The 12,661-nt window shown below is 69.5% G+C and carries 8 protein-coding genes; 6 read left to right on the top strand and 2 right to left on the bottom strand.

The features are described 5' to 3' along the window. The first annotated feature begins 128 nt into the window (after window positions 1-128). The 6 genes from AC1RRW_RS07400 (at window position 129) to AC1RRW_RS07375 (ending at window position 5,912) form a co-directional block, all read left to right on the top strand. A complete protein-coding gene (locus AC1RRW_RS07400; RefSeq protein ID WP_492899996.1) occupies window positions 129-1,310 on the top strand; it encodes an MFS transporter in 1,182 nt (393 codons plus the stop codon). Window positions 1,311-1,396: 86 nt separating this feature from the next. Continuing rightward, window positions 1,397-2,542 (top strand): ABC transporter permease, encoded by a 1,146-nt coding sequence (locus AC1RRW_RS07395; RefSeq protein ID WP_492899995.1) that lies wholly within the window; start codon window positions 1,397-1,399, stop codon window positions 2,540-2,542. Window positions 2,543-2,558: 16 nt separating this feature from the next. Continuing rightward, window positions 2,559-3,368 carry an ABC transporter ATP-binding protein gene (locus AC1RRW_RS07390; RefSeq protein WP_492900224.1) on the top strand — a complete coding sequence of 270 codons (810 nt, stop codon included), beginning with the start codon at window positions 2,559-2,561 and terminating at the stop codon, window positions 3,366-3,368. Window positions 3,369-3,386: 18 nt separating this feature from the next. After that, window positions 3,387-4,793 (top strand): MlaD family protein, encoded by a 1,407-nt coding sequence (locus AC1RRW_RS07385; RefSeq protein WP_492899994.1) that lies wholly within the window; start codon window positions 3,387-3,389, stop codon window positions 4,791-4,793. A gap of 3 nt (window positions 4,794-4,796) precedes the next feature. Then, entirely contained in the window at window positions 4,797-5,393 is a 597-nt protein-coding gene (locus AC1RRW_RS07380) for an ABC-type transport auxiliary lipoprotein family protein (protein ID WP_492899993.1), read from the top strand. Between the two features lie 168 nt (window positions 5,394-5,561). Continuing rightward, window positions 5,562-5,912 carry an omptin family outer membrane protease gene (locus AC1RRW_RS07375; protein WP_492899992.1) on the top strand — a complete coding sequence of 117 codons (351 nt, stop codon included), beginning with the start codon at window positions 5,562-5,564 and terminating at the stop codon, window positions 5,910-5,912. Here the strand turns inward: AC1RRW_RS07375 and AC1RRW_RS07370 are convergent. Continuing rightward, on the bottom strand, window positions 5,884-6,918 hold the full coding sequence (locus AC1RRW_RS07370) for a MerR family transcriptional regulator (RefSeq protein ID WP_492899991.1): 1,035 nt from the start codon (window positions 6,916-6,918) through the stop codon (window positions 5,884-5,886). The two genes, AC1RRW_RS07375 and AC1RRW_RS07370, sit on opposite strands and share 29 nt — an antisense overlap. 149 nt (window positions 6,919-7,067) lie before the next feature. Then, window positions 7,068-12,515, bottom strand: a complete 5,448-nt coding sequence (locus AC1RRW_RS07365; protein ID WP_492899989.1) for an apolipoprotein A-IV repeat region-like domain-containing protein — start codon at window positions 12,513-12,515, stop codon at window positions 7,068-7,070. Window positions 12,516-12,661 lie beyond the last annotated feature (146 nt).

Below are 12,661 nucleotides of genomic sequence, written 5' to 3'. Positions count from 1 at the left end.
CAAACCTGCTTTTGAAGGACTGGCCGAATCGGCGTTCGTCAGTCGAGATGCACCATCGCGAAGCCTGCCTCGCGACTGATTAAGGAATTGCTGCCAAGGGGATACGGCCAAAGGATTCGGCGAAGCAGATGCGGTCCGCCCTCACGACGGCGTTCTCCTCGCGCAGGGGTGTGGCGGTGCGGCTGTCGCTGCTGCATGCGCTGACCTTCCTGTCCGTCGGCGTCTACATTCCGTTCTTCCCGCTCTGGCTCGCCTCGCGCGGGTTGTCCGATGTGGCGATCGGAGTGCTGCTGACCATCCCGATCGTGGCGCGCGTGGTCGCGGCCTCGACCGTGTCCGGGCTCGGCGACGGCCGGTTCTCGCCCGTGCTGCTCCTGGCCGGTCTCAACCTCGCGGGGGCTCTGTTCCATGCCGCGCTGCTCGTCCGTTCGGACCCCTGGATGATCGGCCTGCTGATGGCGCTGAGCGCGCTGGCGACGGCCGGCGTCATTCCCCTGACGGACATGCTGACGACCGCGCAGGTCCGCGCCAGGACGGGCATCGACTACGGCCGCGTCCGGGTCTGGGGTTCGGTCAGCTTCTTCGCCGCCAACCTGCTCGGCGGCGTGCTGATCGCGCGGCAGGGCGCGGAGATCGTGCCGCTCGCCATGGCGGCCTGCTTCGCCGGCGCGGCGCTCCTGGCGCTCGCCGCCCCGGCTCCGCCGGCAGGGGTCGTGGAGCCGCCGAAGGCCGGCGCGCCGCGGGCCGGCTTTGGCGCCGCCTTCTGGTGGGCCATCGCCGCCGTCGCCTGCATCAACGCCACACATGGCGCGCTTTACGCCTTCGGATCGCTGCACTGGCGCAATCTCGGCTATAGCGAGCAGGCGATCGGCGGCTTCTGGGCCGTCGGCGTCGGCGCCGAGATCCTGCTGTTCTTCGTGGCCGGCGGCATCGTCGCGCGCGGCCTCGCGGGCCTGACCTGGATCGTGGCCGGCGGGGTCGCGGCGCTGGTCCGTTTCGCCCTGATGGCGTTCGATCTCGGCCCTTGGATGATCCTGATCCTGCAGGGGCTCCATGGCGTGACCTTCGGCTGTCTTCACCTCGGCGCGATGGCGGTCGTCTCCGCTCTTGCGCCCGAGGGCAGGCGGGCCGCGGCCCAGGGCCGGCTGGTCGCGGTGAGCGCGCTCGCCACCGCCGCGGCCACCCTGATCTCCGGGCCCGTGTTCCAGAATCACGGCGCGCTCGTCTTTCTCGCCATGACGCCGCTGGCAGTTCTCGGCTGTGTCTTTGCTGCGCTTGCCAAGCGCAATCTGCCCGGCGATACAGGCTGAAGGGGTGGAACCGGCATGGTCTGCAAGGTGTTGGAGGCGGTCCCTCGGGGCCATCTCGCGCCGGGCAGGGGACATCACGGAGTATCATGGCGACCCTCGACACCGCCGATCCGCAAGCGGTCTTTCGCGACGATGCAGGCACGCTCGCCATTGCGCTCTCCGGCGCGTGGAGCGCCGAGCATGCGCCGCGCATCGAGGCGCTGATCGAGGAGATCGGCGACAGGCTGGCGAAGGTGGGCGCGGCCCGGATCGACCTTTCGGCGGTCGCGCGGCTCGACACGCTCGGCGCCTATGTCCTGAACCGGCTCAAGGCCGAGCGCGAGGAGGCCGGAGGCGCGATCGAGATCGAAAGCCAGCGCTCCGAGCATGGCGTGCTGCTGGCCGAGGTCCAGATCCATGGCGAGGATGCGATCTCGCCGCCCGGCGGCTTCGGCGTTGTCAGCGTGCTGGTCAATATCGGCGCGGCGATGGTCCGCTTCGGCCGCGACATGGTCGGCGGCGCGATGTTTCTGGGCGAGGTCGTCGTCGGCTCGCTGTCCGTGCTGCTCGGTCCGCGCAAGTTCCGTGGTCCGTCGCTGATCAACCAGATCGAGCTGATCGCCTTCAACGGCGCGCCGATCATCATGCTGATCTCGTTCCTGGTCGGCTGCATCGTCGCCCAGCAGGGCATCTTCCAGCTCCAGCAGTTCGGCGCGACGGCCTTCGTGGTCAACCTGACCGGCATCCTGATCCTGCGCGAGCTCGGCGTGCTGCTGACCTCGATCATGATCGCCGGCCGCTCGGGCTCGGCCTTCACGGCCGAGATCGGCTCGATGAAGATGCGCGAGGAGATCGACGCGCTGCGCGTGATGGGGCTCGATCCGATCGAGGTGCTGGTGGTGCCGCGCATTCTGGCGCTGATCATCTCGTTGCCGATCCTGACCTTCATCTCGGCGATGTCGGGCCTGACCGGGGCCGCGCTCGTCGCCTGGCTCTATGGCGGCATCGGCATCGACACCTTTCTCGCCCGGCTTCAGGGCGTGATCACCTGGAAGCATTTCGTGGTCGGGCTTATCAAGGCGCCCTTCATGGCCTTCGTCATCGGCCTGATCGCCTCGATCGAGGGGCTTGCGGTCAAGGGCTCTGCCGAATCGCTCGGCCGGCAGGTCACGGCCTCGGTGGTGAAGGCGATCTTCATGGTCATCGTCGTCGACGGCCTCTTCGCCATGTTCTTCGCGTCGATCGCGTTTTGAAGCCGGCGGCGTGGCGATGACCCGGGACAGGATCGAAACGCCGGACGAAGCGACGGCGGAGGCCGACGCCGTGATCCGCGTGCGCGATCTCAAGGTGCAGTTCGGCGAGAAAGTCATCATGGACGGCCTCGATCTCGACGTGATGCGCGGCGAGATCCTCGGCTTCGTCGGCGGCTCGGGGCAGGGCAAGTCGGTGCTGACGCGCACCATCCTCGGGCTTGTCCGGCAGCGGCGCGGAACCATCGAGGTTCTGGGCCAGAACGTCGAGGATCTCGATCCTGCAAGCCGGCGCGCGCTGGAGCGCCGCTTCGGCGTGATGTTCCAGCATGGCGCGCTGTTCTCGGCGCTGACCGTGAAGCAGAACATCCAGGTTCCGATGCGGGAATATCTCAAGCTCTCGCCGCGGCTCCTCGACGAGATGGCGATGGTCAAGCTCGATCTCGTCGGCCTCAAGCCCGATGCGGCCGACAAGGCGCCTTCCGAATTGTCCGGCGGCATGATCAAGCGCGCCGCGCTGGCGCGCGCCCTTGCGCTCGATCCCGAGATCGTCTTCCTCGACGAGCCGACCTCGGGTCTCGATCCGATCGGCGCGGCCGAATTCGACGAACTGATCGTCACGCTGAAGCAGACTTTGGGGCTGACGGTCTTCATGGTAACCCATGATCTCGACAGCCTTTATTCCGCCTGCGACAGGATTGCCGCGCTCGCCGACAAGCGGGTCATCGCGGTCGGCCCGCTCGCCACCATGCTGGCGTCCGACCATCCTTGGCTGAAGGCCTATTTCGGCGGTGAGCGGGCCCGCGCCCGGCTGCCGTCGAAGCAATGAGGACATAGCGTTCAGACCATGGAATCCAGGGCCAACTACGCACTTGTCGGTCTCTTCACGCTCGCGGTCCTCGCGGCGGGTTTCGGCTTCGTCTACTGGTTCAACAGCGGCGCGGGGCGCGACAAACGCGACGTCAGGATCATCTTCGAGGGCTCGGTGACCGGGCTCGGGCGCGGTTCCAGCGTGCTGTTCAACGGCCTTCGCGTCGGCGAGGTCACGCGCATCCAGCTCAGGCCGGACGATCCCAAGCAGATTTTCGCGGTGATTTCGGTCGAGAGTTCGACCCCGCTCAAGACCGACACCAAGGCGCGCATCGAGGCGCAAGGGCTCGCCGGCGTCGTCGCGCTGCAGCTTCTCGGCGGCGACAAGGACGCGCCTCCGCTCGTGGCCCCGCAGGGGCAGGATCTTCCGGTGATCATGGCGGAGCGCTCGGAATTCCAGGATCTGCTCGAGACGGTCCGCTCGATCGCCAACCGCGCCAACAACGTGCTCGACAGCGTCGACGGCATCGTCAAGACCAACGCCTCGCCGATCAACCAGACGATCGACAACGTCCGCAAGTTCTCGGCCGCGCTCGGCGAGAATTCCGATGGCGTCGGCAAGCTGATGCAGAGCTTCGGCGAGATCGCCGAGACGATCTCGCCGCTCAGCCAGAAGCTCGGTACATTGAGCGAGGAACTGACGCAGGTCGTGCGCGCCATCGATCAGCAGAAGATCACCAGCACGCTCGACAATGTCGAGAAGTTCACCCGCGCGCTCGGCGAATCCGGCGGCGACGTCTCGAAGGCGGCGCGCGAGACCGCGTCGCTGACGGAGAAGCTGAACGGCGCCGTCGATGCGCGGAAGCTCGCTGCGACCCTGAACGACGTTCAGAATTTCGCCGCCGTGCTCGGCAATTCCGGCGGCGAGGTCTCGCGCGCGGTGCGCGACATCGCGGCGCTGGCCGACCGCTTCAACCGGACGCTGGAAGAAAACAAGATCGCCTCCGCGCTCGACAACATCGACAAGTTCACCGCCGCGCTCGGCGGCAACAGCGCCTCGGTCGACAAGGCGGTCAAGGACGTCGCCTCGATCACCGGCAAGCTCGACCGCGCCGCCGACCAGATCGAGGGCGTGCTGAAAGGGGCCGAGGCCTTCCTGAACTCGGCCGCCGGCGAGGAAGGCAAGGGCACCTTCGCCGAGATCACCAAGGCGGCGCAGTCGATCCGGACGCTCGCCGACAATCTCGACGGGCGCACCGCATCGATCACCGCCGGCATCAACCGCTTCACCGGACCCGGCCTGCGCGACATCGAATCGCTCGCCGCCGACGGCCGGCGGACACTCACCGATCTGGCGCGGACGCTGCGCAATCTCGAGCGCAACCCGCAGCAGTTCATCTTCGGCGGCAAGCCGCCGCTTCCCCAGTACAATGGCGCACGCTAGCTCATGACCGACCAGACGACTTTCCCGGCCGGCCTGCGCCGGCTGGCGCTGCCCCTGCTGCTTGCCGGCGCCGCCATGCTCGGCGGCTGCGGCGGCGGCGCGACGACGACCTTCGATCTGTCCGCTCCCTCCGGCTTCGGCCGGGTCGGCGGCTCGCGCGCGGCCCTGGTCGTGGCCGAGCCGACGACGGTGCAGACGCTCGACTCAGACCGCATCATCGTCAAGGATTCGGCCGGGTCTCTCTCCTTCCTCGGCGGCGGACAATGGGCCGACCGGGTGCCGAGGCTCGTCCAGACCCGGCTGATCCAGACCTTCGAGAACGGCAGCCGCCTCGGCTCGGTCGCCAGGCCTGGCGAGCGCATCGTGCCCGATCTCCAACTCAACACCGACATTCGCAGCTTCAACATCGACGCCGCCAGCGGCGCGGCCGCGGTCGAGATCACCGCCAAGCTCGTCGGCGATCGCACCGGCAAGGTCCAGCGGGCGAAACTCTTCGCGGCGCGCGTGCCGGCGAGCGCCGTCGACGGCGCGGCGGCCGCGCAGGCGCTCGACCGGGCGCTGTCGCAGGTGCTGATCGAGATCGTGCGCTGGGCGCGATAACGGGAGGCGATTTCGCTGGTCGATCGTAAAGTGGACGAGCAGGCTCCGGCGGTCGATCGCCGCCGGCATGGTTAACCCACCGTTGAGATCATTCGTATCTGCTACCTCAGATTGGGAGGTGGCCATGATCGCGACGTTGGGTGCGCGCTGACGTCGTTCGGGATCGCGATGCTGTCGGGCGCGGCATTGGCGCAGTCCTCAGAACCGGGGCGGACGGAGGGCTCCAGCGCGGAAACCTTCGCCTTCACCCCGTTCGTCGGCTATCTGGATGCCGGTTCGACCGAGAACGTCTACGACCCCGGCAACCGGAAGAACAAGATCAGCCAGTTCGACTGGAAAGCCAGGGCCGTCACGCTGGGAGGCCGTGCCGCCGTGCAGCCTTTCGAGGGACTGACGCTGCGCGGCAGTCTCTGGGCCGCCGTTTCATCCGAGGCGGATATGCGCAATCGGGATTGGTTCTTCGGATACCAAGATCCCGACAACTGGACGCTCAGGCGACCTGCTGCCGCCAGGCGATGACGCCTTCGGTCCTCGCCCTGACCTCGGGCGAGGCGAGGCAGGTCGCCACCGCCTCGTAGCCCGGCGCGCCCGGCCAGGGCGCAACGCGGCTCGGCGGCGCATGATTGGCGGGGCAGAGGATGATCGCCTCGTCGGGGCCGACGGCCGCGAGGTCGAGGATCGAAGATGATCGCGTCAGAATGAAGAGCGGCCGCCCCGTCGCGGCTCGGCGGCGCAGATGGGCGATCAGGACCTCCTGCGTCGCCTGGTCGAGCCCTTGCTCGATCATGTCGACGACCAGCGCGTCAGGGCCTTCGACTTCCAGCCCGGCCATCAGCGCGAGCAGCGCCCCGGACGGGGTCGCCCCATCCTCGATGAGCCAGGCCAGCGCCTGATCGACCCGCTCCCCGAGCGCCGGGTTCGCGCCCAGCCGCGATCGCGCCGCCGCGCCATCATCCGCAAGACGGTCCAGCCCGAGGAAGGCGGCATTCGGCACCGTTTCGGCCAGCTTCCGGGCCAGTCGCGTCTTGCCGCTGCCGAGGGGGCCGATGATGTGGGTGAGCGGCTTGATCTCCCGCAATTCGAAGCGCTCGCCGCCCCAGGGCCAGGGCAGCGTGAAGGCGACGCCCGCCCCATCGTCCGGACGCAGCAGGCGGGAAAGGTCTTCGGCCGCGAGGGTCTCGCCTCGCGCCAGATCGCTCCGCGTCGCGCGGATCCGGTCGATCGCCTCGGCGATCTGGCGGCTTCTGCTTTCGAGGGCAACCTGATGCGCGGCCAGCGCAGGCTCCAGAGCCCGCGCATCTCCGCCCAGAACCCGCGCTATCTGCGACAGGCTGAGTCCAAGCGCGCGCAGCGCCAGGATCTCGCTCAGACGGATCATGTCGCGGGCGCCATAGGCGCGCCATCCGGCGGCGCTGCGGGCGGGCGCGATCAGCCCGCGCTGCTCGTAGAGCCGCAGGGCCTTGGCCGAGACGCCAAGCCGTTCGGCTGCTTCGGAGGGCGAAAGGAATTGCGCGGAAATCTTCACGAATCACCTCTCAACGGCTGACCTCACGCCTTATCGGGCCGGCCCCATGGGCCGGGTCAACTCGGCATTCGAGCGAGACGACCGGGCCCTTCGAGCAAAAAGGCCGCCCCGAAAGGCGGCCTTCTGAATGTCCCGGCGACTGTCCCGCTTTACTCGAAGCGGCCGCTGGCATGGGCCAGCATGGTGTAGACCTTGCCGGTTTCCGAGGTCAGGTAGGTCTTGGCCACCATCGAGTCGCGGTCGTCCTTTGCCGCTTCGCCGAGCAGGCGCTCGAACTCGTCGATATAGCGGTCGACCGTCTCCTTGAATTCGGCGTCGCGGCGGTATTTGCGCCTGATCTCGTCGAACGTCTGCTGGCCCTGCAGCGTGTAGAGCCGTCGGGTGAAGACGTTGCGCTCGCCGCGCTTGTAGCGGTCCCAGAGCTCGACGGCCGCGTCGTGGTCGATCATCCGGGCGATGTCGACCGAAAGCGAGTCGAGCCGCTCGATCGAATGCGCGGTCGGCTTGGTCGTCTCGGCCGGCCTGTCCTCGCGCGAGGCGCGGTTGAGCAGGTCGGAGAGCCAGCCGGCTTTGGCCGGAGGCGGCGTCTGCGGCTCGGGCTGACTCGATCGGCGCGGCAGTTCGGGCAGCGGCGTCGCGCCGCGCGGCGCGGCCGGGGCAGGGCGGGACTCGGGACGCGGCGCCTCCTGGCGGGGCTCCTGCCGGGTCTCGATGCGCGCTGGCGCAGCGTCGAGCGAGGGCCGCAGCAGCGGCTCGGACGCCGCCGGCATCCGGGCCTGCGCCGTCGTGGTCGTGGTGTAGGCCGGCGCGGCGATGGCGGCGGGCGCCGGGGCGCGCCGGGCCTGACCCTCATTCGGCATGGCGACGTCGTTGCGCCGCCCCGAGCGGGTGACGATCTCGGTCAGCTCGTTCAGCGCCTTGATCTGCTCGGCGACGACGCGGCGCATGGCCGAGGTCGATTCCTGCGTCTCGCGCGGCAGGTCGAGCACGCCGCGGCGCAGGTCCGCGCGGGTGGCTTCCAGCTCCCGCTGGATGTCGGCCGTGACCGTGCGCATCTCGTCGGCTGTCCCCTGGAAGCGCTCGGTGACCTTGGCGAGTTCTCCGCCGACCTCGTTGGCGACCTGCTCGTAAGCCGAGCGCAGGGCGTGGGCGGTGCGCTCGCGCTCCTTGCCGGTGGTCGAGCGGATCATCTCGAACTGCTGCGAAATCGCGCTGGCGGTCGCCTCGGCCGAGTCGCTGAGCACGCCGCCGATCTGGCGGGCGCGGGCTTCGGCCGTGTTGAGCGATTCGTCGATCAGCGCGGCGAAGGAGCGCGTGATCGATTCGACGTCGTCGGTGCGGCTGGCGATCAGGCCGTGCAGCTCCTCCAGCGTCTCCTTGCGGCCGGCAAGCGCGCGCCCGACGCGGCTCTCGACCTGCTCGAGCCGCGTCGCGACGGCGTGCAGCGCGGCCGTGCTCGCCTGGGTGACCTCGGTGAGGGCCGCGCTCTTGCCGTCGAGCTGGCCGACCAGCGCTGTGGTCTCGCGCAGCGTGCCTTCCGAAAAGCCCTTCAGCTCCTCGACCTGCGACGCGACCTGGTGGGCCGCCTTGCCGGTTTCGTCCATCACGGTCGAGACGATCGCCTGCAATTCGCCGACCCGCGTCGTCAGGCCGGTTTCAATGGCGCCGAGGTTCTTGGAGGCGCCGCCGACGATCTGCTGCATCAGCTTGTTGGCCTCGGCGAGACGGCCGAGCATGCCGCCGAGTTCGTCGCGCAACTGCTCGTTGGTCGTGACCAGCGCATCGACGGAGCCGCGCGTGCCCGATTCCAGCGTCTCGCGCAGGCCGGCCGAGGAGGTGTCCAGCGCCGTGGTGATCTCGGCGCCGCGATCGCGCAGCCCCTCGACGATAGAGGAGCCGCGGCTCTCGATGGCGCGCACCACGGTCTCGCCGACGCTGGCGACCTCGCTGGCGATGGCCTCGCCGCGCTGGCTCAGCGCGGTGACCATGCCGCCGCCCTTGTCGTCGAACAGGGTCCGCAACTCCTCGGCCCGCGCGCCTAGCGCCAGCGAGATCGCGTCGGACTTGTTCTGCAGGGTGTCGGCGATCTCCTTGCCGCGCGAATCGAGCGTGCCCGAGACGGTGTCGAGCCGGTTGACGACGCGCTCCTCGAAGCGTCCGACGCTCTGGTCGAGCGTATCGGCGATCTGCAGGGCGCGGCCGCCGAGCGTCGCGTTGATCGCGTCGGCCTTGTCGCTGAGCGTGCGGGTGAGGGATTCGCTCTTGGAGGTGACGACCTCGCCGATCTCGTCGGCCTTGGCGGCGAGCGCGCGGGTGACCTCGCGGCCGCCCTCGGCCAGGACGCGGGCGATGTCGACCGTGCGCTCGACCAGCGCCTCGTTCAGCGCCGTGGCGCGAGAGCCGAGATTGCCGTCGATGCGGGCGATCAGTCCGTCCAGCGACTTGCCGATCTCGGCGCTCTTGGCGCCGGAACGCTCCTCGAACACGCGGATCTGATTCTCCATCGCGGCCGCGGCTTCCGAGGTGCGGCTCGCCATGAGTTCGGCGGCTTCCTGCGAGACCGCGCCGACCCGATCGGCAAGCTGGCGGCCTTCCTCGGCGAAGAGCCGCTCGACCTGCGCCAGACGGCTGGTGATGGTGTCCGAGAGACCGCGAGCATCCTCCGAGAGCCTGTCGGCAAGCGCGCCGCCGCGGCCGACCAGGATCGCCTCGAAGGCGGCGAGCCTGTCGCCGAGCCCGGTCTCGATCTCGCGGCCCTGGCGATCGAACAGATCGGCCAGCGCCTCGTGCCGGCTCGTCAAGGCCTGCGTCAGCGCCTCCGAGCGGCCCTCGACCAGCCGCAGCATCGCTTCGGCGTTGCTGGCCAGGGCCTCGTTGACGCGTCCGCCCTGCTGGGTGAGCGCCAGGACGATCTCCCTGCCGGCGCCGGTCAGCGCCGTGCGCGCCTCCTCGGCATGGACGGTGAAGGTCTCGCGCAGGCCCAGCGTCGCCTCGGTGACGCGTTCGGCGACATGGCGGCCATCGACGTTGATGGTCTCGGTCAGCGTCTTCGTCGCCTCGGTCATGCGCCGCGCCAGATCCTCGCTCTGCTCGCCGAGCAGGGTGTGGACCTCGCGGCCGGTGCTGACGAGATCGCCGATCATGCTCTCGCGCTGCCTGTCGAGCAGCGCCCCGACCTCCTGGCCGGTCTCGCCGAGGCGGGTGAGGAAGCCGCTCTGCTGCGATTCCAGCGCGGAACGCGCCGCCTCGCTGGCGTCGGCGACGCGGGCCGACAGCGCCGCGCCCTGCTCGTCGAGGCGCAGCGTCACGGCATCGCCGGTCTCGCTCAGCCGGGTGATCAGCGCGCCGCTGCGCTCGGACAGGACGGTATGGACCGAGCGGCCGACATCGGTGACGCGGGCCACGATCGCCTGGCTCTCGGCCGCGAGCAGATCCTTGACCTCGAGACCGGCCTGCGAAACCGTCACGGTCATCGCGCCGGCCTGTTCTTCCAGCAGCGCGCCGACCTTGGCGCCGGTTTCCGACAGGCCCGAAACCAGCCTCTCGCGCTGCTGCTCCAGCAGCATGTTCACGTCGCCGCCCGCGCCGTTCAGACGCGCGACCAGCGTCTCCGACTGGCGGTCGAGCACCTCGCCGACATCGGTCCCGGCGCTGGTGACACGCGAAACCAGGCTCTGCGCCTGCTGGTCGAGCAGCGCGCCGACATCCGAGCCGGCGCCGGTGACGCGGGTCACCAGCGTCTCGGCCTGGCGGTCGAGCATCTGGTGCACGGTCTCGCCGGTCTCCGACAGCCGGGTCACCAGGCTGCCGCCCTGTTCGGTGAACAGCCCGTGGACGTTGGCTCCGACCTCGGTGATCCGCTTGGTCAACTCCTCGCCATGGCGCGAGACCGTGTCGCCGATCGCCTTGCCCGCCTCGTCGGCGCGCAGCAGGATCGCGTCGCCGCGCTCGCGCAGCAGGTCGTCGACGGTGCGGGCGGTGTCGTTGAGGCGCGTCAGCAGGGTCTCTCCCTGTGCGCCGATCGTGGTGTTGAGGTTCTCGCCGACTTCGAGCAGGCGCGCCGCGATCGCCTCGTTGTGGCGGGTCAGAAGTCCGTTGACGCCGCGGCCGACCTCGGTCAGGCGCGTGGTGACGTTCTCGCCCTCGTCGGCCAGCGCGCTGCGCAGGCTCTCGCCGGTCTCGGTCAGGCGCAGGCGCAGGCTTTCGCTCTGGCCGTCGATCAGCGCCACCATGTCGCGGCTGCTGGTCTCGAAGCGTTCGGCCGCCTCGCCGCCGCGCAGGGAAATCTCCTGCGCCAGGTTCTCGCCGGTCTGGCGCAGCGTCTCGTTGACGCTCGCGACGCGCGCGGTCAGCGTGTCGGCGACCTGCGCGCCGGTCTCGCTGATCGCCCTGGTGACGTCGCTGGCGCCCGTCTTGAGCCCTTCGGTCAGCACCGCGCCGGTGCGTTCGAGCGAGGCTGAGATCTCGGCGGCGCGGCCGTCCAGCAGCACGGCCAGATCCTGGCTCGCGCCCGAGAGCCGGGTGCTGACGTCGCCCGAGGTCGATTGCAGGCGCTCGACGAGGTCGTTGCCGCGCCCCGTGATCTCGTCGACCATGCGTTCGCCGGCGCGTCCCAGCGCCAGCGTGATCTGGTCGCCCTTCTCGCCGAGCGAGCCGGTGACGCGGTCTCCGGCGGCGTTGACGGCGTCGGAGATGACGCGGCTGGCGTTCTCGAGATCCTTCGACAGGCCCTCATGGGCGCCGCTGATCGCGAATTTGACGCGCTCGGCGTTGCCGACCACGGCCTCGCGCTGCGTCACCAGTTCGTCGATCAGCGCCCGCAGGCGGATCTCATTGTCGGCATAGGCGCGCTCAAGCGTCGCGATCTCGCCGCGCACGATGGTTTCCAGCTCGCCGGCGCGCGCCACGGCGCGCTCGATGCCGTCACCCATCGCCGCGACCTCGCGACGGATGGTCTGGCTCAGCGAGAGCACCGCGTCGGCGCCGACGACCTCGGGCTCCGCCAGGCGCAGCGCCACCTCCGTCATGGCGCGCGAGACGAGGCGCATCTCCTGGGTGCGGCGATAGAGCGCCGCCAGCACGAAGAAGAAGATCACCGGCGCGCCGACCGCGAGCGCGAGAAGCGTCCATTCGCCGATGCCGAACGCGGCGAGCCCTTCGGGCAGGCCGGCCGAGAACGAGCCGAACCGGCTCACCAGCAGGAAGGCCGCGCCGCCGAGCCAGGCGAGCGAGGCGGCGAGCGCGAACCAGATCGGGCGCGAGGACGGACGCGCCGAGAAGGCCTGAACCAGCGAACTCGAATCGCGGCGGTCGTCGTTGGCGACGCGGCTGGTGTCGGGGGCGATCACGGGCTTCGGCCGCGGCGAGCGCGGCGCGGCGGCAATCGGCTCGGCCGCCGGCAGCGGCTCGACCTTCGGCAAGTCGAGCCTGGGCGCATCTATCTTGGGCAGGTCGAGCTTGAGGTCGTTCTCGGTGGTCGCGGGCAGCTTCGGCTCGGTCCCCTCGGTCTCGGCCTTTGGCTGGTCGAGCCGCAGGGCCTCCTCGATCGCCGACATCGCGGCCTCGGTCGGGTCCTGGAGCTTGTTCTGCCGGGTCATGGGTACCGCCTCGCCACGCTACTCGATGAGCATTCCGCGAAGGTCGCGCTGCACATGCCGCCTCCGGCAAGCGTGGCGCGACGGACTCTGCGCCCATCATTTACCAATTGGAAGGGTAGTGGACCGGCAAAGTGATGGAAACCCAT

It is taken from the genome of Allobosea sp. GW821-FHT12C12, from assembly GCF_058807355.1.
This window is presented reverse-complemented; position numbering and strand designations above follow the sequence as displayed.

Coding starts and splice junctions, on each gene's coding strand:
- AC1RRW_RS07395 (WP_492899995.1), top strand. CDS start 1,397: ATGGCGACCCTCGACACCGCCGATCCGCAAGCGGTCTTTCGCGACGAT.
- AC1RRW_RS07375 (WP_492899992.1), top strand. CDS start 5,562: ATGCTGTCGGGCGCGGCATTGGCGCAGTCCTCAGAACCGGGGCGGACG.
- AC1RRW_RS07365 (WP_492899989.1), bottom strand. CDS start 12,515: ATGACCCGGCAGAACAAGCTCCAGGACCCGACCGAGGCCGCGATGTCG.
- AC1RRW_RS07380 (WP_492899993.1), top strand. CDS start 4,797: ATGACCGACCAGACGACTTTCCCGGCCGGCCTGCGCCGGCTGGCGCTG.
- AC1RRW_RS07390 (WP_492900224.1), top strand. CDS start 2,559: ATGACCCGGGACAGGATCGAAACGCCGGACGAAGCGACGGCGGAGGCC.
- AC1RRW_RS07400 (WP_492899996.1), top strand. CDS start 129: ATGCGGTCCGCCCTCACGACGGCGTTCTCCTCGCGCAGGGGTGTGGCG.
- AC1RRW_RS07385 (WP_492899994.1), top strand. CDS start 3,387: ATGGAATCCAGGGCCAACTACGCACTTGTCGGTCTCTTCACGCTCGCG.